16 protein-coding genes and 1 other RNA gene are annotated in these 21842 nt (G+C 72.1%); 11 read left to right on the forward strand and 6 right to left on the reverse strand.

Annotated features, from left to right (window positions below; genetic code table 11):
* The first annotated feature begins 45 nt into the window (after positions 1-45).
* On the forward strand, positions 46-459 hold the full coding sequence (locus tag ACFUO4_RS10790; RefSeq protein ID WP_079311838.1) for an organic hydroperoxide resistance protein: 414 nt from the start codon (positions 46-48) through the stop codon (positions 457-459).
* 165 nt (positions 460-624) lie between these two features.
* Here the strand turns inward: ACFUO4_RS10790 and ACFUO4_RS10795 are convergent, their stop codons facing one another.
* The 5 genes from ACFUO4_RS10795 to ACFUO4_RS10815 form a co-directional block, all read right to left on the reverse strand.
* Positions 625-2886, reverse strand: a complete 2262-nt coding sequence (locus ACFUO4_RS10795; RefSeq protein WP_383482499.1) for a CDP-glycerol glycerophosphotransferase family protein — start codon at positions 2884-2886, stop codon at positions 625-627.
* Between the two features lie 155 nt (positions 2887-3041).
* Entirely contained in the window at positions 3042-3923 is an 882-nt protein-coding gene (locus ACFUO4_RS10800) for a carbohydrate ABC transporter permease (protein ID WP_383482502.1), read from the reverse strand.
* On the reverse strand, positions 3920-5272 hold the full coding sequence (locus tag ACFUO4_RS10805; protein ID WP_383482505.1) for a carbohydrate ABC transporter permease: 1353 nt from the start codon (positions 5270-5272) through the stop codon (positions 3920-3922). The genes ACFUO4_RS10800 and ACFUO4_RS10805 overlap by 4 nt, the downstream gene beginning before the upstream one ends.
* Before the next feature lie 5 nt (positions 5273-5277).
* Positions 5278-6648, reverse strand: coding sequence for an ABC transporter substrate-binding protein (locus tag ACFUO4_RS10810; RefSeq protein ID WP_383482508.1), 1371 nt, complete (start codon positions 6646-6648; stop codon positions 5278-5280).
* A gap of 147 nt (positions 6649-6795) precedes the next feature.
* A complete protein-coding gene (locus ACFUO4_RS10815) occupies positions 6796-10566 on the reverse strand; it encodes an FHA domain-containing protein (RefSeq protein WP_383485605.1) in 3771 nt (1256 codons plus the stop codon).
* A gap of 355 nt (positions 10567-10921) precedes the next feature.
* On the opposite strand from ACFUO4_RS10815, the gene ACFUO4_RS10820 reads away from it, so the two are divergent.
* The 4 genes from ACFUO4_RS10820 (at position 10922) to ACFUO4_RS10835 (ending at position 16166) form a co-directional block, all read left to right on the forward strand.
* On the forward strand, positions 10922-12565 hold the full coding sequence (locus ACFUO4_RS10820; protein WP_383482510.1) for a serine/threonine-protein kinase: 1644 nt from the start codon (positions 10922-10924) through the stop codon (positions 12563-12565).
* Positions 12566-12697: 132 nt separating this feature from the next.
* Entirely contained in the window at positions 12698-13942 is a 1245-nt protein-coding gene (locus ACFUO4_RS10825) for a serine/threonine-protein kinase (RefSeq protein ID WP_383482513.1), read from the forward strand.
* Positions 13943-14133: 191 nt separating this feature from the next.
* The gene (gene prfB / locus ACFUO4_RS10830; protein WP_079309949.1) at positions 14134-15237 is read left to right on the forward strand and encodes a peptide chain release factor 2; all 1104 of its coding nucleotides are present in this window, start codon (positions 14134-14136) and stop codon (positions 15235-15237) included.
* A 311-nt stretch (positions 15238-15548) separates the two neighbouring features.
* Positions 15549-16166 (forward strand): hypothetical protein, encoded by a 618-nt coding sequence (locus tag ACFUO4_RS10835; protein ID WP_383482516.1) that lies wholly within the window; start codon positions 15549-15551, stop codon positions 16164-16166.
* A gap of 108 nt (positions 16167-16274) precedes the next feature.
* Here the strand turns inward: ACFUO4_RS10835 and ACFUO4_RS10840 are convergent, their stop codons facing one another.
* Positions 16275-16466, reverse strand: a complete 192-nt coding sequence (locus ACFUO4_RS10840; protein WP_059192144.1) for a hypothetical protein — start codon at positions 16464-16466, stop codon at positions 16275-16277.
* A gap of 220 nt (positions 16467-16686) precedes the next feature.
* Here ACFUO4_RS10840 and ftsE point away from each other — a divergent pair, with 220 nt between their 5' ends.
* The 6 genes from ftsE (at position 16687) to ACFUO4_RS10870 (ending at position 21833) form a co-directional block, all read left to right on the forward strand.
* On the forward strand, positions 16687-17376 hold the full coding sequence (gene ftsE / locus ACFUO4_RS10845) for a cell division ATP-binding protein FtsE (RefSeq protein WP_079309951.1): 690 nt from the start codon (positions 16687-16689) through the stop codon (positions 17374-17376).
* Between the two features lie 36 nt (positions 17377-17412).
* Positions 17413-18330, forward strand: coding sequence for a permease-like cell division protein FtsX (ftsX, locus tag ACFUO4_RS10850; protein ID WP_059192142.1), 918 nt, complete (start codon positions 17413-17415; stop codon positions 18328-18330).
* 67 nt (positions 18331-18397) lie between these two features.
* Positions 18398-19564, forward strand: a complete 1167-nt coding sequence (locus ACFUO4_RS10855) for a S41 family peptidase (protein WP_383482521.1) — start codon at positions 18398-18400, stop codon at positions 19562-19564.
* 100 nt (positions 19565-19664) lie between these two features.
* Complete coding sequence (gene smpB, locus ACFUO4_RS10860; RefSeq protein ID WP_079309953.1) at positions 19665-20207, forward strand: SsrA-binding protein SmpB; 543 nt, start codon at positions 19665-19667, stop codon at positions 20205-20207.
* 93 nt (positions 20208-20300) lie between these two features.
* Positions 20301-20704: a transfer-messenger RNA gene (ssrA, locus tag ACFUO4_RS10865) on the forward strand.
* A gap of 163 nt (positions 20705-20867) precedes the next feature.
* Positions 20868-21833, forward strand: coding sequence for a PHB depolymerase family esterase (locus tag ACFUO4_RS10870; protein ID WP_079309954.1), 966 nt, complete (start codon positions 20868-20870; stop codon positions 21831-21833).
* The last annotated feature ends 9 nt before the right edge of the window (positions 21834-21842 follow it).

The following is a 21842-nucleotide window of genomic DNA, read 5'->3' on the forward strand; positions in this document are numbered from 1 at the left end:
GGGTCGCGAACGCCGAGTCACGACCTCCGAGAGGACTGGTTTTCCATGGACGCGCTCTACACCGCTGTCGCCACCGCCACCCACGGCCGCGAGGGTCGCGCCGTCTCCAACGACGGCAAGATCGACCTCCCGCTGAGCATCCCGGTGGAGATGGGCGGCAACGGTCAGGGCACCAACCCCGAGCAGCTCTTCGCCGCCGGTTACGCCGCCTGCTTCGGCAGCGCCCTCGGTCTCGTCGGCCGCCAGGCCAAGGTCGACGTCAGCGACGCCGCGGTGACCGCCGAGGTCGGCATAGGCAAGCAGGGCGAGGGCTTCGCCCTCCAGGTGACGCTCCGCGTCGAGCTGCCCGACAGCGTCGACGAGGCCACCGGCCGCAAGCTCGTCGAGACCGCCCACCAGGTCTGCCCGTACTCCAACGCCACCCGTGGCAACATCGAGGTCGAGCTCGTCATCGAGTAGTCGTCGGGCAGCCGTAGGACATGCGTGAGGGCCGGTGCCTGTCGCACCGGCCCTTCGCGTTTCTCTCAGCGGCCGGGGCGCCCGGCCGGACGCCAGGTGGACGGCCGGGTCGGGGTGGGCCGGGACGGACTGGACGGCATACGGACTCCGGGTGACAGGGGTGGGTCAGAGGTTCTCGGTGAGCGCGGCGGCGGGCGACGCCGGCCGCGGCAGCGTCGTCAGCGGGGAGTGCCCCAGCTCCGCCGCCGCGGACGGCACCGGGAACCGCTCGGCGAGCGGCACGACCGGCGGCAGCTCGGTCTCGCCCAGCACGACACGGCGTACGACCCGCTCGGCGGCGCGGCCGTCGTCGTACGGGCAGAAACGCTCGCGGAACGCCGAGCGCAGCTGGGTGGAGCGGGAGCCGCGCCAGTGGCCGGTGGCGAAGATGTCGATCAGCTCGTCCTCGCTGCGCGCGACCGCGCCCGGCGGGAAGGAGCGCAGGTCGAAGTAGGTGCCGCGGGCCGCCTCGAACGCCGCGTGCTCGTCGTCGGCGGCGTGGATCACGATCGGCCGGTCGAGATGGGCGTAGTCGAACATCAGGGACGAGTAGTCGGTGACCAGGGCGTCCGAGGCCAGGCAGAGGGACTCCACGCTCGGATGACCGGTGACGTCGAGCACCCGGGCCGAGTCGGCGGCGAGCGGTCCCCCGTACCGGGGGTGGGCGCGGGCCAGCACGACGAAGCGGGGGCCCAGGCGGCGCAGGACGCGGTCGAGGTCGAGACCGGGGCGCTGGGTGCGGCGGTAGTCGCGGTGGGTCGGCGCGTACAGGATCGCGACCGTCCCCTCCGGGATGCCGAGCTGCTCGCGCAGCCGTCGCACGTCCTGCGAAGTGGCCCGCTGGAACACGTCGTTGCGGGGACTGCCGTACGGGAGTGCGGTGTAGCCGCCGGGGAAGACGCGCTCCCAGGTCAGGGTGGAGTGGCGGTTGGCGGACAGGACGTAGTCCCACTTGTCGACGTCGTCGAGGAGCGCCGAGACGTCCAAGTCCCGTGCGGCGGCGGGGTGTTCGAGGAGGTCCAGGCCCATGTGCTTGAGGGGCGTGCCGCGTCGGGTCTGGACGACGACCTGGCCGGGGCGCTTGCGCAGACGGGGGTCGAACTCGCCGTTGCCGACGAGGTACTTGGAGCGGGCCAGCGCCGTCCAGTAGGCGGCGGTGCCGGGGCGCAGCCGACGGGTGGCGGTCGGGATCGTGTGGTGGTGCTCGGGCGCGGCGATCCACGCGGTGCGGATGTGCGGGGCGAGCTCGCGGAACGCCGACTCCAGGGCGCCCGGGTCGCCACCGTGGCCGCGGCCGCCGTACGCCGAGAAGACCGCGCGGTCCGCGTGCAGCGGGAGGCGGAGCTGGGCGCGGTAGTGGAGCCGGAGAGACGCGGTGCGCAGGGCGCCGGCCAGGCGGACGGCGCGGGCCGCGGTCCGGTGGCTGAGCCTCTTCGCCAACTCCAGCGCGCGGTAGACGCGGTGCAGGTTCAGGCGGACCAGGGTGTGGCGCAGGCGTGCGCGCACCGGAACCCGGTGGCCCGGGGCGCGGTAGCGGCGGTAGTGGTCGCGGGCCCTGCCCAGGAACTCGGCGCGGGCAGCCCGCGGCAGCCGGTGCCGGTCGGTGAACACCGCCGTCAGCCGGTCGACCATGCGGCGGAACAACACCGGCCGCCAGCCGCCGAGTTCGGGGTGCTGGTCGAGGAACGCGAAGAGACGGTCGTACTGGTCGAAGAGGTCGAAGCAGCCCAGGGCGGTGTGCCGTTGCCGCCTGCGCTGCCGGCGGTGCACACACACCCGGTCCAGCGTCGCGATCGTCTCCGCCGTCATCAGGACCGGATACGTCCAAGGCGTGTCCTCGTAGCGGCCCGGCGGGAAGCGGAAGCCCCCGCGCTCCACGAACTCCCGGCGGTACGCCTTGTCCCACGCGACCGTCGTCGCCCCCAGCAGCCCGGGGCGGTCCTCCAGGCGGAACGGCGCCGGGCCCTGCTCGGTGAGGTGGAGCGCCGACGCCGGGCGGGCGGTCCCGCTCCGCCAGTCGGTGACCGCGTGGTCGCAGACCAGCACGTCCGGCTCGCCCGTCTCCTTCAGCCGGTCGGCGATCGCCCGGAGCGCGTCCGGCGCGAGAGTGTCGTCGCCGTCCAGGAACACCACGTAGTCACCCGTCGCCGCCGCGAGACCGGCGTTGCGCGCCGGGCCGGGCCCCCGGTTCTCGGCGAGGTGCACCGGCCGCACCCGGGGGTCGCGGGCCGCGAACTCGTCGACGATCTCCCCGCAGGCGTCCGGCGAGCGGTCGTCGACGGAGATCAGCTCCAGATCGGGGTACGACTGGGAGAGCACCGACTCCAGACACTCGTGCAGATACGCCTGAACCTGGTACGCGGGGACGATGACACTGAACCTGGGCAAGGCACATCCATGGGGGAGGGGTCGGCGCGGGCGTTCGGCCCGGGAACGGCCGCTGGAGTGACTTGGTTACGAGGCTTGCGGCATACGGGGGACGCGAAGGGGCGGACCGCTGCCGGCCCGCCCCTCGGAAAACGTCAACCTGACTGCCGTACGCGCTACTTGACCGCGCCCGCCATGACGCCGGACACGAACTGCCGCTGGAACGCGAAGAACACGATCAGCGGGATGACCATCGAGATGAAGGCGCCGGTCGCCAGGATCTCGATGTTGCTGCCGAACTGCCGTACCTGCTGCTGCAGGGCGACCGTCAGCGGCTGCGAGTCGGCGTTGGTGAACACCAGCGCCACCAGCATGTCGTTCCACACCCACAGGAACTGGAAGATGCCCAGCGAGGCGAGTGCGGGGGCGGCGAGCGGGAGGACGACGGTGGCGAACAGCCGCGCCTCGCCGGCCCCGTCCAGGCGCGCCGCCTCCAGGAGCTCCCTCGGGATCTCCGCGAAGAAGTTGCGCAGCAGGAAGATCGCGAACGGCAGTCCGAAGCCGACGTGGAACAGGACCGCGGCGATGATGTCGCCGAAGATCCCGAGCTCCCGGAACAGCACCGTCAGCGGGATCAGCGCCACCTGCACCGGCACCACCAGCAGCCCCACCACGACCATGAACCAGGTGTCGCGGCCCTTGAAGTCCAGCCACGCGAAGGCGTAGCCCGCCATCGCGCCGATGAGCACCACCAGCAGGGTCGCCGGGACCGTGATCCACACGGTGTTGAACAGGGAGTCGGTGATCGTCTCGTTCTTCAGGAGGGTCTCGTAGCTGTGCGCGGTCAGCTGGCCCGGTGCGCTGAACACCTTCCACCAGCCGGAGGCGGCGATGTCGGTCGGGTCGCGGAACGACGAGACCAGCAGGCCGAAGGTCGGCACCAGCCAGACCAGCGCGACGCAGATCAGGAAGATCCGCAGGGCGCCGCCCGCCGCCCCGCTCGCCACCCGGGCGGCGAGGGAACGCTTGGCGCGCACGGTCGTGTCGAGAGTGGTCACCGCTCACGCTCCTTCCGCAGCCGGCGCAGATTGACCCACATCACCGGCAGCACGAGCACCAGCAGGATGACGCCGATCGCGCTGCCGATGCCGTAGCTCGCGCCGCCGCCGAACGACGACTGGAACAGCTGGAGCGCCAGCACGTTGGCGTCGTCCATGGTGGGCTGCGGGGCGATGATGTAGACCAGGTCGAAGATCTTCATCACGTTGATCATCAGGGTGACGAGGACGACGACCAGGACCGGCGCCAGCATCGGCACCGTGACCTTTCTGAACACCTGCCACTCGTTGGCGCCGTCCACCCGGGCCGCCTCCAGCAGATTGCGGTCCACGCCCGCGAGACCGGCCGCGATCAGGATCATCGCGAAGCCCGCCCACATCCACACGTACGCCCCGATGATCGCCGGGGTGACCAGGGTCGGGCCGAGCCAGTCGATGCCGTTGTAGGGAGCCGCGAAGTTCGAGCCCGGGAGCCTCAGTTGAGCCCCGTCCGCCTCGCCGGGCAGATGGAAGGTGCCGTCGGCGCCGCTCGACGTCGAGGCGACGACCTCGCCGTCCTTCACGGCCTCGATCTTCACGCCCTTCAGCGCCTTCTCACCGGCGTCGATCTGGCCCTTCGTGCCGCCGCCGCCCAGCTTGAAGTCCAGCCACACCGTGCCGTCGATGCCCTCGCCGGTGGCCGGCTTGGCGTTCTCGGGGCTGCCGGGGAGCCGGTTCGGGGCGATACCGACGAGCGGCAGCAGGGCCGGGGTGCCCGCGTGCACGGTGCCGGTCGACGTGAACGAACCCCCGCCCGAGGGCTTCAGATCGCTCACCGCCGCGTTCGGCCGGGCCTTCGGATAGACCGAGGAGTCCACGAACGCGTCGTGCACGCTCGTCACCACCGCGTTCGCGACGCCCTGGTCCGGGTCCGCCGCGTACACCAGCCGGAAGATGATGCCCGCCGCGAGCATCGAGATCGCCATCGGCATGAAGACGATCAGCTTGAACGCCGTGCCCCAGCGCACCCGTTCGGTGAGCACCGCGAAGATCAGGCCGAGCGCGGTGACCACCGCCGGGGCGACCGCGACCCAGATCGCCGTGTTGCGTACGGCGGTCAGGGTCGCGTCGTTGCTGAAGATGTCGCCGTAGTTGCCCAGCCCCACGAACTTCGAGCCGTCGGCGTCGTAGAGACTGCGCCAGATCGAGTACCCGATCGGGTAGACCACGAGCGCGCCGAGCAGGATCAGCGCGGGCAGCAGGAACAGCACCGCCACCCACAGTCTGGTCCGCGTCACGCTCTTGCGCGGAGACGCGGAGGGTGTCGGCAGTGCGCCGGCGCCCTCCGCGGAGTTCGCCACCGAGGCCATCGGCGTCAGCTCGACCCGTAGGCCTTGGCCGCGTCGGCCTCCAGCTTCCGCTGGGCGCCCGCGACATCGCCCGGGTTGCTCAGGAAGTCCTGGAGGTCCTTCCACTCGCCGGTGCCCTGCGTGCCGCCGAAGGCCGCCGGGGCCTGGTCGGACATGTCGAACCGGAAGTTGTCACCGGCGTCGATCAGCGCCTTGGCGATCTGCCGGGTCACGTCGTCCTTGTACTTGCCCTGGTCCATCTCCTTGTTGGGGGAGAGGATGCCGCCCTGCGCCGCCCAGATCTCCGCCGCGTCGGTCGAGGCGAGGAACGTCAGCAGCGCCTGCGCGCCCTTGCCGTCCTTCAGCGCCACGGCCACGTCACCGCCGCTGACCACGGGGGAGTCGGTGCCCACCGCCGGGAACGGGAAGACCTTGGCGTCCGTGCCCACCTTCGCCTTGGTGTCGGCGTTGATGTTCGCGGTCACGAAGTCGCCCTCGTAGACCATCGCGGCCGGGGTGTCACCGGTGAAGGCCTGGGTGACCGACTTCGGGAAGTCCGTGTCCAGCGCGCCCTTGCGGCCGCCCGCGATCAGCTCGTCCTTGCCCCACAGCTCGGCGAGCGTGGTGAGGGCCTGCTTGACGGACGGGTCCGTCCACTTGATCTTGTGCTGGGCCAGCTGGTCGTACTTCTCCGGTCCTGCCTGGGACAGATAGACGTTCTCGAACCAGTCCGTCAGCGTCCAGCCGTCCGCGCCGCCGATCGACACGGCCGGTGAGCCGGCGTCGGACAGGGTCTGCGCGGTGGTGAGGAACTCCTTCCACGTCTTCGGGGTCTCCGTGATCCCGGCCGCGTCGAAGGCCGCGGTGTTGTACCAGATCAGGGACTTGTTGGCGGCCTTCGCGTACACGCCGTACTGCTGGCCGTCGACCGCCCCGAGATCCCGCCACCCCTGCGAGAAGTTCTTGTCCAACTGGGCCTTGGCCTCCGCCCCGAGGGGCTTGAGCCATTTCTTCTGCGCGAACTGTTTCAACACACCGACCTGCGGCAGGAACGCCACGTCCGGCGGCTGACCGCCCTCGATCTTGGCGCCGAGGAAGGTGGAGGTGTTGTTGCCGGTCGGTACGAACTTCACCTTCGCGCCGGTGCGTTCGGTGAACTCGTTCAGGACCTTGGTGAAGTTCTCCTGTTCGGCTCCGGTCCAGACGGCGGCGACCTCCAGGGTCTGGCCGTCGAGCTTGGGGAGGGTGACGGAGGTACCGGTCCCCGTGCCCTTGCTTTCGTCGTCGCTTGCCTTGTCGTCGTCTCCGCCGCACGCGGTGAGCACGAGTGCTCCCGCGAGGAGGGCGGCGGTTGCCGCGGCGGCCCTGCGTGTCCGGTATGTGCTCGTGCTGCGCATCACTGCCCCGTTCTTCGTCCTCGTCGAACGTCGAGCGCTGTCCCGTGGCCCTCTGGTCTACGCCGGGGGCATGGGGTCGGCAAGACCGCGTGCGGTGTCAAGTGGGAGATCGTTGCGCCGTCGTAACGCGGCGTTCCGGGAAGGGCGCTAAAGGAGGGACGGCACCTCCGTGGCCGCGACCTCCCGGGCTGCCCGCTCCAACGCGCTGGCCAGCAGGGCCAGATCCGTCGGGCCGTTCCCCAGTTCGCGCACCGGGCGGCGGGCCGGCGGGTCGCCCATCCGCTGCCAGTCCAGGGGGACCACGGTCGGCCGCAGCGTCGCCGTGCGCGGGATGCGGCCGGTGACCCGCCCGCCCTGGAACGCGGTCGTACGACCGTCCGCCCAGGTCAACCGCCCACGCCCGGGCGCCGGTTCGTCCGGTCCCGCTGTCACCGCGTCCAGCACGACCCGCAGGGACGCCCGCCGCGCCGGCTCCGACTCCGCCGTACGGCCGCCGGAGACCGCCGCCGCGACCAGGTGGACGCCGAGCCGCTCGCCCTCCCGCGCGACGGCTTCCAGGGCCCGCATCACCGAACCCGCCGACGGTCTGCCGGGGGAGCCCAGCGGGGGCGAGACCAGCGCGTCCAGGTCGTCGACGACGACCACTAGGCGGGGCAGCGGGGGCGCCGGCTCGGTGTGCCGGCGGGCCGCGCCCGGGCGCAGCCGCATGGTGGAGCTGGGCGGGCTGTCCAGGTCGCCGTTCCCGGCGGCGCCGCGCTGGGCGACCATACGGCCCGACAGCTCACGGCCGGTGTGCCACTCGGCGAAGTCGGACCGGCCCAGCAGCTCCGCCCGCCGCTTCAGCTCGGCGCTCAGGGACTGCGCGAACTCCCGCATCCGGACCGGGTCGTTGGCGGCGAGGTGGGTGGTCACATGCGGTACGTCGGTACAGACCCGCAGACCTTCCCCGTGCCCCGCACCCGCGCTCACACTGTCCCGGCCGTCCATCAGGACGATGCTCAGCCGGTCGGGACGCTCCGCCGCCGCCAGCGAGGCGACGACCGCCCGCAGCAGTTCCGTACGGCCGCTGCCCGCCGGTCCCTCGATCAGCAGGTGCGGCCCGTCCGCCACGAGGTCGGCGGCGACCGGCCCACGCGGTCCGGCGCCGAGGACGGCAAAGGCCCGTCCGCCGAGTGCCTCGGGGTCGTCCGCCGCGGCCGCCCAGCGGGCCATCAGCGACGCCGGGGTGGCCCTGGCCAGCCCCAGTTCGTCCAGCAGCCGCGCCATCTGGGGCAGCGGCGCGGACACGCGCGCGTGCCGCTCCGGTCCGACGCCGTCCGTGCGCAGCGGGGCGAGCGCCCGCGCGAACCGCTCCGCCCAGGCGGGGGAGACCGCGTCGACGGCGGCGACGGTGCCATGGCCGACCGGGCCGGCCGGAGGCTCGCCCGGGGCGGAGGTGTGGTCGCCGGTGGCCCGCGCGACCCGCAGCAGCCGCAGGGCCGTCGCCACGTCACCGCTGAGCAGCGCGACCGCGCCGCACGCGCGGAACGTCGGCGCCGCCGCGCACGCCGCCTCGTACGTCTCCGTCACCGGCGACGCGGGTGAGGCCGGTGACGTCTCGGCGAGGCACAGCACATGGATCCCGGCCCGCGGCCCCTCCAGCGCCAGCCGCGCCACGGCCTCGCGCACATCGGCGCCGCCGGGGTCGCCGTCCACGACGAGGACGGTGTACGGCCCGGCGAAGGCGCTCGCGTCGGCGGTGTCGTCGGCCTGCGCCCAGGAGGGGCGCCGGGGCGCCACCGGCGCGGGCTGTGGCGGCGCGTCCTCCAGCCTTCTGAGCAGTTCCTCCGTGCGCGCCGTCGCCTGTTCGCGGTCGTAGGCGAGCAGGAGGCGGCAGTCCTGGCCGTGGCCCGGGCGCAGATGCGGGAGCCAGCCGAGCCAGGACCACTCGGCGGCGCGCTCCGCGGCGGGGCGGGAGCGGTCCGCGCTGAGCAGCACGATCTCCAGGGTGTCGGGGGAGTGCAGCGCGGCGAGCTGGGCCAGCACCGCGCGGGCCAGTCCGGCGAGCCGCGCGCGGGGGCCGGCCAGCCCCAGCGAGCCGACCTCGCGCAGATCGGCGGTCACCGGGACCGCGGGCAGCAGGCCCGAGCCGTCGGGCGCCGCCCGGTCGGCCGTGCCCAGCCGCACCGTCAGCGCCTCCGGGTGCCCCGCTCCGCGCTCCCACAGCCGGGGCCCGGGGCCCAGCGCCGTCAGCAGCAGGGCCGCCGGGTCCGGCCAGGTCTCCGGCAGCTGGGACGCCCCGGGCACCGCTTCCGTCGCCGGATCGGCCATCTCCTCGTCGTACGCCTCGCTCCGGTCCGCGGCGGCGTCCTGCTCACCGCGCCCGCCGGCCAGCCGCCGCGCCCACGCACCGAGCCCGCCCCGCTTGCGCAGACCCTGCGGTACGTCGGTGCCGCGCAGGGGGGTGCCTTTGCGGCGGCCGGTGCCGGGGGTGTCCGTGGCGTCGAGTCCGTCAGCGGTGCGCGTGTGCTCGGTGGAGCCGACGTCGCGGCGGGCGGCGCCGTCGGCAGGGGTGCCCTGGGCGGGGCTGCCGAAGGGGCCGTCCGAGGGGGTGCCGTGCGCGGGTCCGCTGCCCGGGCGGTGGCCGGTGGCCCCGCGGTAGGCCGAGGTGTTGTCGGCGGGGGCGCCCTGTGCGGGCCCGCCGTGTGAACGGTGGCCGGAAGTCCCGTCATGGGCCGAGGTGTTGTCAGCCGGGCCGGTCGAAGGCCCGCCGGACGCCGGGGTGTTGCCGGAGGGGCCATGGCTCCCCCGCGTACCGCCGATGTCTCCGCCGCGTGCGGGCTCGCCGGGCGCGTACGCCTCTCCCGCGCCGGGCCGTCCGCCGCGCGTCTGTGCGTTGTCTCCCGCGCCGGGCCGTCCGCCGTGCGTCTGTGCGTTGTCTTCCGCGTCCGGCCGTCCGCCGTGCGTCTGTGCGTTGTCTCCCGCGCCGGGCCGTCCGCCGTGCGTCCGCCCGCTGTCTGTCGCACTCGACCAGGCGGCACCCGCGCCGTCGCGCGCCGCCCCCGCGACGCCGGACACCCGGCGCCGGGAGCCGGTGCCGCGCGCCCCGGGGGCCTGGCTCTCGATCCGGGGCGCCCCGCCCTGGCCCGGTACTACGGGAGCTTCGGTGCCGGTGCGGCCCTGGCCCTGGGTGGCCCAGGGGGCCGTGCCGGCGGTGTGCCGGGTCGGGGCGGAGGGGCCCGCGTCGCTCCCGGCCGTGTCCTCGTCCGGCGACGCCGGCACGCGCACGTGGCCCTCGCCGTCCGGGGCGGTCCGCAGTCTCGCGCCGGGGCCGCCGGGCGGGGCCAGGCGGAGGGCCGACTCGCCGATGCGCAGGAGGGCGCCCGGGGGGAAGCGGACCGGGCGGGTGCCCACGCGGGTGCCGTCCAGGACCGTGCCGTTCGTGGAGTCGAGGTCGGCGACCGAGACGCGGCCGTCGCCGGCGACCGTGACCGCGCAGTGCAGCCGGGAGACGTCCGGGTCGTCCAGCGGGACGTCGGCGTCGGCGGAGCGGCCGATCTCGACCCGGCCGCCGTGCAGGAGATGGACCCCGCCCGCGTCCGGTCCGGCGACCACGTCGAGGCGGGCCGGGGCGTCGTCGACCTCGGGGTGCGGCTCGGGGTCGGTGGGGGCGCCGAGGGACAGCACCGCGCCGTCGGTCAGCGGGGGCTCGCCGAGGGTGCAGCGCTGGGCGTCGAGCCGCTCGGCACCGGCGTAGAGCACGGGCTGGCCGGAGCCGGGGGCGGCGTCGCCGGAGACCGCGGAGGCGAGCGCGGAGGTTATCGCCGCCAGGGCCGTCCCCGCAGGGGCCGTGATCAGCACGTCGCGGCTCGGGGTGCGGCCCCTGGCCGCCTCGGCGGGCGGGGCCAGCGGGTCTACGACGGTCAGCCGGATCTGCATCGCCGTCAGCGGTCCCTTCTGCCCGGGCGCGGACAGTCCCCCACCCCACACGAGCACATCGGCCAGTACTGCAGGCATCCTCGCACCTGCCACTGACAGTCTGCCCGCCCCCCGGCGGCAAGTGATCTTGATTGGTCAGCTCTGCCCCCAAAAGTGCCTGACCAAGGCCGCGCCGGTGATCACTTGAGATCGGTCACGTACGACTGTGGCAACCGGTCGACCGGGTCGAGCGTCTTTCCTTCGAACAACCACGGGAACCGGTACGTAAGACGCACAGAAAGACGACAGGCTGCTCCTACGGGAGGCGGCACTACAGTGGGTCGGAACATACGCAAGCAAGCAGGGAGCGCATGACGTGCGGCCGGTAGGCAGCAAGTACCTCCTCGAGGAGCCGCTCGGACGCGGCGCCACGGGCACCGTGTGGCGCGCCCGGCAGCGCGAGGCCGCGGGCGCCGAGGCGGCCGTCCAGGGGCAGCCCGGTGAGACCGTCGCGATCAAGGTCCTCAAGGAGGAGCTCGCGAGCGACCCGGACATCGTGATGCGGTTCCTGCGGGAGCGCTCCGTGCTGCTCCGGCTCACCCACCCCAACATCGTCCGGGTCCGCGACCTGGTCGTCGAGGGCGATCTGCTGGCCTTGGTCATGGACCTCGTCGAGGGCCCCGACCTGCACCGCTACCTGCGCGAGAACGGCCCCTTCAGCCCCGTCGGCGCCGCGCTGCTCACCGCGCAGATCGCCGACGCGCTCGCCGCCAGCCACGCGGACGGCGTCGTCCACCGCGACCTGAAGCCCGCCAACGTCCTGCTCCAGCAGCGCGGCGGCCAGATGCACCCGCTGCTGACCGACTTCGGCATCGCCCGTCTGGCCGATTCACCCGGCCTGACCCGGACCCACGAGTTCGTCGGCACGCCCGCCTACGTCGCCCCCGAGTCCGCCGAGGGCCGCCCGCAGACCTCCGCCGTCGACATCTACGGCGCCGGCATCCTGCTGTACGAGCTGGTCACCGGCCGTCCCCCGTTCTCCGGCGGCTCGGCCCTGGAAGTCCTCCACCAGCACCTCAGCTCGGAGCCGCGCCGCCCGTCCACGGTCCCCGATCCGCTCTGGACGGTCATCGAGCGCTGCCTGCGCAAGAACCCCGACGACCGGCCCAGCGCCGAGAACCTCGCGCGCGGCCTGCGCGTCGTCGCCGAGGGCATCGGCGTGCACGCGAACTCCGCGCAGATCGCCGCCGCCGAGAACGTCGCCGCGCTCCTCGCGCCCGACCCGGCCCCGGCCGCCGTCCCGGGCTCCGGCGACCCCACCCAGGTGCTGCCGCACGGCGCGGGGGCGTACGACCCCAACGCCGCGACCAACGTGCTGCCGCACGTGGGCGCCGCCGACCCCACCGCCGTCCTGCCCAACCGCGGCGCGGCCGACCCGACGGCCGTCATGCCGCCGGTGCCGCAGGGCCAGCCCGGCGGCCCCGGCCCCGAGGACCCGCACCCCTGGCAGAACCAGCTGCGCGCCGCCCGGGACCGCAACGAACAGACGCAGGTCCAGTACCTCGACCCGAACCAGGACCCGCTGCGCCGCCGCCCCCAGCGGCAGGTCGCCCGCCCGCAACAGCAGCCGCGCCCCCAGCAGCGCCCGCAGCCCCAGCAGCCCCCGCAGGGCTACGGCTATCCGCAGCAACAGCAGCCGCAGCGGTACGCCCCGCAACCGCAGCCCCAGCAGCCTCCGCAGCGGTACGCGCCGCCGCAGCAGCCTCAGCAGCCCCAGCGCGAGCCCAGGCAGCCGCGCCAGCGCGGCGCCAACCCGATGAAGATCCCCGGACTCGGCTGCCTCAAGGGCTGCCTGTTCACGATCGTCATCCTGTTCGTCGCGGGCTGGCTGATCTGGGAACTGAGCCCGCTGCAGGACTGGATCGGCACCGGCAAGAGCTACTGGGACCAGATCGGGGACTGGATCGGGACGGTCTCCGGCTGGATCGGTGACCTGGGCGGCGGTTCTTCCGGGCAGTAGGCCTCGGGTCGCCCCTGGTACGGGCGAGTCTGTTGATTTGTCGACACCCGGCGGGTGATTTCGGCCTCCGCGGTGAAGGTCGGCTCTTCGGACGCGTATTTTTGTCGCCAAGTCGCGTCGGTAGGAGCAGCCTTGGCACGGAAGATCGGCAGCCGGTACACCGCCCACCAGATCCTGGGGCGGGGCAGCGCCGGCACGGTGTGGCTGGGTGAGGGGCCCGAGGGGCCCGTCGCCATCAAGCTGCTGCGCGAGGACCTCGCGTCCGACGAGGAGCTCGTCGGACGGTTCGTCCAGGAGCGCACGGCGCTGCTCGGCCTGGAGCATCCCAATGTCGTCTCGGTCCGTGACCTGGTCGTCGACGGCAACGACCTCGCGCTCGTCATGGACCTCGTCCGCGGCACCGACCTGCGCACCCGCCTCGACCGTGACCGCCGGCTCGCCCCCGAGGCCGCGGTGGCGATCGTCGCCGACGTCGCCGACGGGCTCGCGGCCGCGCACGCGGCGGGCGTCGTGCACCGGGACGTCAAGCCGGAGAACGTCCTCCTCGACATGCAGGGCCCGCTCGGCCCCGGCGGCTCGCACCGCGCGCTGCTCACCGACTTCGGCGTCGCGAAGCTGATCGACACCCCGCGCCGGACCCGGGCCACGAAGATCATCGGTACACCGGACTATCTGGCGCCGGAGATCGTCGAGGGGCTGCCCCCGCGCGCGGCCGTGGACATCTACGCGCTGGCGACGGTGCTGTACGAGCTGCTGGCGGGCTTCACGCCGTTCGGGGGCGGCCACCCGGGCGCGGTGCTGCGCCGCCACGTGACGGAGACGGTCGCCCCGCTCCCCGGCATCCCCGACGAACTGTGGCAGCTGATCGTGCAGTGCCTCGCCAAGGCGCCGGCCTCCCGGCTGCGCGCCTCCGAGCTGGCGGCGCGGCTGCGGGAGCTGCTGCCGATGCTGGCCGGGATGCCGCCGCTGGACGTGGACGAGCCGGACGCGGAGGACGACGAGGCCGAGGACGCCGCGCTGCCGGCGGAACCGGCGCCGCACTCGGCGTCGCCGGTGCGGCGGGGGGCGGTGCCGCTGGTGCCGGGGGCGAAGCCGGCCGACTCCAACCGGGACACGCACACGTCGATGCGGGTGCCGGCGCCGGATGAGCTGGCGGGTGGCGCGCACGGGACGGCGCGGGTACCGCGGGCGGCCGGGGCGCCGCGGCCGGGATCGGCGCGGAACCGGGCGACCACGCGGCGGCGGCGGGTGGTGGTGAGTGTGGCGGCGGTGGTGCTGGCGGCCGCGGCCGGGGTCGGCACCTGGGCGGCCGTGTCGGGCGACGACGCGGGGGCGGCGCCGCAGGACACGAAGAACTCGGCGCCGGGTTCGCCGTGAGGCGTGGGTGGGGGTGCGCGCCGGGATTTTCTCGCCCCCGCCGCCCCTACCCGTCTTATCCCGGGGGCTGCCGCCCCCGGACCCCCGCTTCGGCCCCGAAAGGGCCTCGTCCTCAAACGCCGGACGGGCCGGATCGGGCACAGCCCCGCCACCCGGCCGAGGTCGGTTGCCACAGCCGTTAGGCTGGAGGCGTGGCAGTCGTCGATGTATCCGAAGAGCTCAAGTCCCTCTCCTCGACCATGGAGTCGATCGAGGCCGTTCTGGACCTCGACAAGCTGAGGGCAGACATCGCCGTGCTCGAGGAGCAGGCGGCCGCGCCGTCCCTGTGGGACAACCCGGACGAGGCGCAGAAGATCACCAGCAAGCTGTCCCACCTCCAGGCGGAGGTGCGGAAGGCCGAAGCCCTGCGCGGTCGGATCGACGATCTCGCCGTGCTCTTCGAGATGGCCGAGGAGGAGGACGACCCGGACACCCGCGCCGAGGCCGAGTCCGAGCTCGCGTCCGTCAAGAAGGCGCTGGACGAGATGGAGGTCCGCACGCTTCTCAGCGGTGAGTACGACGCCCGTGAGGCGCTCGTCAACATCCGCGCCGAGGCCGGTGGCGTCGACGCCGCCGACTTCGCCGAGCAGCTCCAGCGCATGTACCTGCGCTGGGCGGAGCGGCACGGCTACAAGACCGAGGTCTACGAGACGTCGTACGCGGAAGAGGCCGGCATCAAGTCGACCACCTTCGCCGTGCAGGTGCCGTACGCCTACGGGACGCTCTCCGTGGAGCAGGGCACCCACCGGCTGGTCCGGATCTCGCCCTTCGACAACCAGGGCCGCCGCCAGACCTCCTTCGCCGGTGTCGAGGTGCTGCCCGTCGTCGAGCAGACCGACCACATCGACATCGACGAGTCCGATCTGCGGATCGACGTGTACCGGTCCTCCGGCCCCGGCGGCCAGGGCGTCAACACCACCGACTCGGCGGTGCGCATCACGCACCTCCCGACCGGCATCGTCGTCTCCTGCCAGAACGAGCGCTCGCAGATCCAGAACAAGGCCACGGCCATGAACGTCCTTCAGGCGAAGCTGCTGGAGCGGCAGCGCCAGGAGGAGCGGGCCAAGATGGACGCCCTGAAGGACGGCGGCAGCTCCTGGGGCAACCAGATGCGGTCGTACGTCCTCCACCCGTACCAGATGGTCAAGGACCTGCGGACGGAGTTCGAGGTCGGCAACCCGCAGGCCGTGCTCGACGGTGAGATCGACGGTTTCCTCGAAGCCGGAATTCGCTGGCGCAAGCAGCAGGAGAAGTAACCCGCAGAGAACCGACAGAGATTTGTCGACAAGGCAACTGCCGCCTCCGAGGCGGCAGTTGCCTTTTCTATGACCGGATGTCTGGGTTTTACATCACACTCACAGGCTCCAACCCCCGGCAAAGAGCCCGTAGTCGGACATCGCGTACGCAACGGCCTTGACGTTGCTTTGAAAAATGGGAAGGGTAAAGCGTGGCATGCGTATCTCTGGGGCGCATGTGAACCGGGGGAGAGTTGAGCACCGCCACCCCCCGTTGATCACGGCCCCGGGCGCCGCCTCACTGACGATGAGCTACTGGGGGTAGCAACCTTATGACCAAGAAGACGCGGATCCGGATCGCGCGGATAGCCGCCGGTGCCGTGATCGCGGCCGGCGCCTCGCTGACTGCCGCCGGCGCCGCTTCCGCGCTGGACATCGGCGTGAACGTGGACGACAGCGGCGTCGGCGTCAACGTCGACGTCGACGACCCCACGGACCCGCCGACCGAGCTGCCGACCGACCCGCCCACCGAGGAGCCGACGGAACTCCCGACGGAGCCCACCGAGGAGCCGACGGAGCCGACCGAGGAGCCCACCGAGCCGACCGAGGAGCCCACCCAGGACCCGACCGGGGACCCGACGGACGAGCCCTCCGAGGACCCGACGGACGACGGCGGCAACGGCGGCGGCAACGGGAACGGGAACGGCGGCGGCGGCAACAACGCCGACCCCGACGGCGGCTCCGGCACCTCCGCGCAGGAGGAGGGCACCTCCGCCCTCACCGACACCGGCTCCGACACCACCGCCCAGGGCGGCGGCGACGAGCTCGCCGAGACCGGCGCCGGCCAGACCGCCTTCCTGCTGGTGGGCGCCGCCACGATGATCGCCGGCGGTATCGGCTTCCGCGTCCTGCCGCGCCTCATGGGCGGCCGCGGCGGCGCTGTCGCCTGACGGTAGCCGTACGCACGCGCGGCGTGTGCCGGTCGTACGCCTGTTCGTACGACGAGAGGCCCGGAGCGAAGGACTCGCTCCGGGCCTCTCGGGTGTCTCGTACCGGCGCTACGCGGTCTGGTGCGCCAGCAGGGCCACCGCCGCGATCAGCACCGCGAGCAGGGCGATCAGCGTCATGGGGTTGAGCTGCGCGAACGGGTTCTCCTGCGAGAGCCGCTCGCGGTTGGCGCGGCACACGGGGCAGCGGCCCTCATTGACGGGCGCCGCGCAGTTCGCGCACACCAGCCGGTCGTACGTCATGCGCTCGCCCTCCTCATACCGGTTCTCTCCACAGAACGCTCCCGGGGCGGAGAACGTTCCCCCTCCACTGTGCCAGGTTCCCTCGGAATCGGCTCGGGCGCTGCCGGATGGGCGGGCACAAAAGGCACAACAGGCGCGCAACCGCAACCTGTGCCTGCGCTCACACACCCGGTTCGCGTATGGTCACGCTCATCTACCCCCGGCCAACCGTGGTGCATCCGTGATCCGATTCGACAACGTCTCCAAGGTCTACCCCAAGCAGACCCGCCCCGCACTCAGGGATGTCTCCCTGGAAGTGGAGAAGGGTGAGTTCGTCTTCCTCGTCGGCTCCTCCGGCTCCGGAAAGTCCACCTTCCTGCGGCTGATCCTCCGCGAGGAGCGGTGCAGCCACGGGCAGGTGCACGTCCTGGGCAAGGATCTCGCGCGCATCTCCAACTGGAAGGTGCCGCAGATCCGCCGCCAGCTGGGGACGGTGTTCCAGGACTTCCGGCTGCTGCCCAACAAGACGGTCGCGGAGAACGTGGCCTTCGCGCAGGAGGTCATCGGCAAGTCCAAGGGCGAGATCCGCAAGTCCGTGCCGCAGGTGCTCGACCTCGTCGGGCTCGGCGGCAAGGAGGAGCGGATGCCGGGCGAGCTGTCCGGCGGTGAGCAGCAGCGCGTGGCCATCGCACGGGCCTTCGTCAACCGGCCCAAGCTGCTGATCTGCGACGAGCCCACCGGCAACCTCGACCCGCAGACCTCCGTCGGCATCATGAAGCTGCTCGACCGGATCAACCGGACGGGCACCACCGTGGTGATGGCGACGCACGACCAGAACATCGTGGACCAGATGCGCAAGCGCGTCATCGAGCTGGAGCAGGGCCGCCTCGTCCGTGACCAGGCGCGCGGCGTCTACGGCTACCAGCACTGACCGCGACCGTCCACGGAAAGGCCTGATCCTCCCGCCATGCGCGCCCAGTTCGTACTCTCCGAGATCGGCGTCGGTCTCCGCCGCAACCTGACGATGACGTTCGCCGTCATCGTCTCCGTCGCCCTGTCGCTGGCCCTGTTCGGCGCCTCGCTCCTGATGAGCGACCAGGTCAGCACCATGAAGGGCTACTGGTACGACAAGGTCAACGTCTCGGTCTTCCTCTGCAACAAGAGCGACGCCGAGTCCGACCCCAACTGCGCCAAGGGCGCGGTGACCGACGACCAGAAGAAGCAGATCCTCGCCGACCTGGACAAGATGTCGGTCGTCGAGAAGGTCACGTACGAGTCCCAGGACCAGGCGTACAAGCACTACAAGGAGCAGTTCGGCGACTCCCCGCTGGCCGCCTCCCTCACGCCGGACCAGATGCAGGAGTCGTACCGGATCAAGCTGAAGGACCCGGAGAAGTACCAGGTCGTCGCGACCGCGTTCGACGGCCGGGACGGCGTGCAGTCGGTGCAGGACCAGAAGGGCATCCTCGACAACCTCTTCGGTCTCCTCAACGGCATGAACTGGGCGGCGCGCGCGGTCATGGCGCTGATGCTGGTCGTCGCGCTGATGCTGATCGTCAACACCGTGCGCGTCTCGGCGTTCAGCCGACGGCGTGAGACCGGCATCATGCGCCTGGTCGGCGCCTCGGGCTTCTACATCCAGGCCCCGTTCATCATGGAGGCCGCGGTGGCCGGCCTGATCGGCGGCGGCGTCGCCTGCGCGTTCCTGGTGGTCTCCCGGTACTTCATCATCGACCACGGCCTGGCCCTGTCCGAGAAGCTGAACCTGATCAACTTCATCGGCTGGGACGCCGTCCTGACCAAGCTCCCCCTGATCCTCGCGACCAGCCTGCTGATGCCGGCCCTGGCGGCGTTCTTCGCGCTGCGCAAGTACCTCAAGGTGTGACGCATGCCAAGAGGGCCGTGCGGTCAACCGACCGTGCGGCCCTTCGCGTTGTCCTAGACTCACCCGCATGTCAGGCCGTGAGCTGTTCTGTCAGCCCCGCCGTATCGGCCGCGGGGCGGCTCTGACGTTGGTGTTCGCGAGTGTGCTGGTCGCGGGGGCGGCGACGGGGTCGTTGCCGGGGCCCGACCGGAAATCCACGCCCGACGCGGCCCGTTCGGCCGCGCCCGCCGGACATCACCAGGACGTGGCGAAGGCCGCCGAGGAGGCCATGGCCGACGGCAAGTCGCCCATGGAGGCCGCCGAGCGGGCCGTCAGCCGCAGCGGGGACCGGTGGGGGGCGGTGTACTCCCGCGGGGAGTACGAGGAGTTCGAGGAGGCCCTCGACGGTGAGTACACCGGCGTCGGTCTGTGGGCGCGCCGGGAGCGGGACGGCCGGATCGAGGTGACCAAGGTGCGGGCGGGATCGCCCGCCGCCGGGGCCGGGATCCGCGCCGGGGATCTGCTGCGCGGTGTCGACGGGGCCGACGTCGACGGACGGCCCGTCACCGAGGTCGTCTCCTTACTGCGCGGTGACGCCCAGGACGCGGCCGCCGGGACCGCGGTGACGCTGCGGCTGGAGCGCGGCCCGCGCGTGTGGACCGAGACCCTGCGGCGTGCGCGGCTGTCCACCGACTCCGTCACCGTGCGAAGGCTCACCGACCGGATCACCCTCATCAAGATCGACTCCTTCACGAAGGGCTCAGGCGACGCGGTGCGGACCGCCGTGCGGCAGGCACCCGCCGACGCCGGCATCGTCCTCGACCTGCGCGGCAACTCCGGCGGACTCGTCACCGAGGCCGTCACCGCCGCCTCCGCCTTCCTCGACGGCGGTCTCGTCGCCACCTACGACGTCGACGGTGAGCAGCAGGTCCTGCACGCCGACTCCGGCGGCGACACCACCAGACCCCTCGTCGCGCTCGTCGACGGCGGCACGATGAGCGCGGCCGAACTGCTCACGGGCGCGTTGCAGGACCGGGGCCGGGCCGTGGTCGTGGGCTCCCGGACCTTCGGCAAGGGCTCGGTGCAGATGCCGAGCCGGCTGCCCGACGGGTCGGTCGCCGAGCTGACCGTCGGCCACTACCGCACGCCCTCCGGCCGGGCCGTCGACGGCAAGGGCATCACCCCGGACCTGGAGGCCGACTCGCAGGTCCTCGAGCGGGCGGAGACGGTCCTCAGCGGCCTGGGCCCCGAGTAGCGGCCGACCGGCGTACCGGCGCACCGGCGTCCGGGGCCGTAAACGACTTCCCCCGCACCCCCTCCGTAGTGCGAAAATGGACGGCACTATGAGCAAGGGAATGTACGTACCGAAGGAGTCCCAGCCCAAGCAGGGCGGGGCGGCCGCCAAGGGCCGGGACGGCGAGAAGGGCGGCAAGAAGAAGATCGTCGCCCAGAACAAGAAGGCCCGGCACGACTACGCGATCATCGACACCTACGAGGCCGGCATCGTGCTGACCGGCACCGAGGTGAAGTCGCTGCGCCAGGGGCGGACGTCGCTGACCGACGGCTTCGTCCAGATCGACGGGGGCGAGGCATGGCTGCACAACGCCCACATCCCGGAGTACGCCCAGGGCACCTGGACCAACCACTCCGCGCGCCGCAAGCGCAAGCTGCTGCTGCACCGCGAGGAGATCGACAAGCTGGAGTCCAAGTCCCAGGAGACGGGTCACACGATCGTGCCCCTCGCCGTGTACTTCAAGGACGGCCGGGCGAAGGCCGAGATCGCGCTCGCGCGAGGCAAGAAGGAGTACGACAAGCGCCAGACCCTGCGGGAGAAGCAGGACCGGCGGGAGTCGGACCGGGCGATCGCGGCGGCCAAGCGGAAGCAGCGCGGCGTCTGACCGGCGGGGAATACGGTGGCATCGGCGTGCGTTGGTCACGTACGATGGCATCAGCACCGGCCACGGCCGGCGCGCACATTGAAAACACAACATGGGGATGATCGGTTTCGACAGCGGCTGTCGAAGCAGGGGAAGCGTGTCGAGGAAGCGGCCATGATCTCGTAAACCACAGGCCGAAAAAAATAATCGCCACTATCAAGAGCGATTCTCCCAAGGCGACGCAGTTCGCCCTCGCTGCCTGATCAGGTAGCTAGGCAACTGCCCCTTACTTAAGGGAGTGTCAGCCCGGGGCTGTTCCCGACCCGGTTCCTGGCATCAGCTAGGGGACTAAACCTTGATCCCGGTCACGGGGTGAAGAGGGAAATCAAACAGTGACTGGGCCCGTTCCGGACTTGTCTGGGTGATCCGGAGGGCCGAGAAACTCGTACCAGACTGCACACGGAGAAGTCCTGATTCCGCACCGTTGGACGCGGGTTCGATTCCCGCCATCTCCACTCGCCCAGACCGATGGGCACCCCATGTGGGCTCAGCCCCGCTGCTCCTGAGCAGCGGGGCTTTGTCATGCGCGTCCGCCGAGCCGCGAACCACCATGGCGCACCGGCCCGTTGTGGTGTGCGGCCCCATATCGAGGGGTCGTTCACGCTTCTACGGTCCCTGGCCATGACACACACCAGAGCCGCAAGCCTTCTCGCCGTCCTCACGGCGCTCCTCGCCGTCCTGCTCACTCCCGTGCCGGCGTCCGCCGCGTCCCTCCAGGAGGTCACCGGGTTCGGGACCAACCCGGGGGCGCTGCGGATGTTCCGGTACGTGCCCGACGGGCTGCCCGCCGGGCGGCCGGTCGTCGTCGCGCTGCACGGGTGCACACAGAACGCCTCCGGGTACGGCACCGGCAGCGGATGGACGCAGCTCGCCGACCGGTGGGGGTTCTCCGTCGTGCTGCCGCAGCAGCAGAGCGCCAACAACTCCTCGCTGTGCTTCGACTGGTTCCAGAGCGGTGACATCACGCGCGGCCAGGGCGAGGCCGCGTCCCTCGCGCAGATGGTGGACCGGCAGGTCGCGGACGTCTCCGGTGGGCCGGTGTACGTCACCGGACTGTCCGCCGGGGGCGGGATGGCGGCCGTGATGATGGCCGCGTACCCGGAGAAGTTCACGGCGGGCGGGATCGTCGCCGGGCTGCCGTACGGGTGCGCGCAGGCTGCCGGGTCACCGTACGTCTGCATGTACGTCGGTGCCACGCAGACCGCCGCGCAGTGGGGCGACCGGGTGCGGGCCGCGCGCCCCGGGTACACCGGGCCCTGGCCGAGGCTGGTCGCCTTCCAGGGCACGGCCGACTACACGGTGAAACCCGTCAACATGACCGACCTGGTCGAGCAGTGGACCGACGTGCACGGCGCCGACCAGACGGCGGACGTCAGCGACACCGTCGCCGGGTATCCGCACCGGACGTACGAGAACGCGGGCGGTACCGCCGTCGTCGAGACGTACAGCATCACCGGCATGGGGCACGGACAGCCCGTCGACCCGGGGAGCGGGAGCGCGCAGTGCGGGACCGCCGGGGCCTACCTCCTCGACGTGAACCTCTGCGCCGCGTATCGGATGGGTGCCGCGTGGGGGCTGGGCGGCTGAGAGGTGTGC

Origin of the sequence: Streptomyces sp. NPDC057280 (genome assembly GCF_042668605.1) — a bacterium.
Taxonomy (GTDB): domain Bacteria; phylum Actinomycetota; class Actinomycetes; order Streptomycetales; family Streptomycetaceae; genus Streptomyces.

Coding starts and splice junctions, on each gene's coding strand:
- ACFUO4_RS10790 (WP_079311838.1), top strand. CDS start 46: ATGGACGCGCTCTACACCGCTGTCGCCACCGCCACCCACGGCCGCGAG.
- ACFUO4_RS10805 (WP_383482505.1), bottom strand. CDS start 5,272: ATGGCCTCGGTGGCGAACTCCGCGGAGGGCGCCGGCGCACTGCCGACA.
- ACFUO4_RS10810 (WP_383482508.1), bottom strand. CDS start 6,648: ATGCGCAGCACGAGCACATACCGGACACGCAGGGCCGCCGCGGCAACC.
- ACFUO4_RS10815 (WP_383485605.1), bottom strand. CDS start 10,566: ATGCAGATCCGGCTGACCGTCGTAGACCCGCTGGCCCCGCCCGCCGAG.
- ACFUO4_RS10835 (WP_383482516.1), top strand. CDS start 15,549: ATGACCAAGAAGACGCGGATCCGGATCGCGCGGATAGCCGCCGGTGCC.
- ACFUO4_RS10840 (WP_059192144.1), bottom strand. CDS start 16,466: ATGACGTACGACCGGCTGGTGTGCGCGAACTGCGCGGCGCCCGTCAAT.
- ftsX (WP_059192142.1), top strand. CDS start 17,413: ATGCGCGCCCAGTTCGTACTCTCCGAGATCGGCGTCGGTCTCCGCCGC.
- ACFUO4_RS10855 (WP_383482521.1), top strand. CDS start 18,398: ATGTCAGGCCGTGAGCTGTTCTGTCAGCCCCGCCGTATCGGCCGCGGG.
- smpB (WP_079309953.1), top strand. CDS start 19,665: ATGTACGTACCGAAGGAGTCCCAGCCCAAGCAGGGCGGGGCGGCCGCC.
- ACFUO4_RS10870 (WP_079309954.1), top strand. CDS start 20,868: ATGACACACACCAGAGCCGCAAGCCTTCTCGCCGTCCTCACGGCGCTC.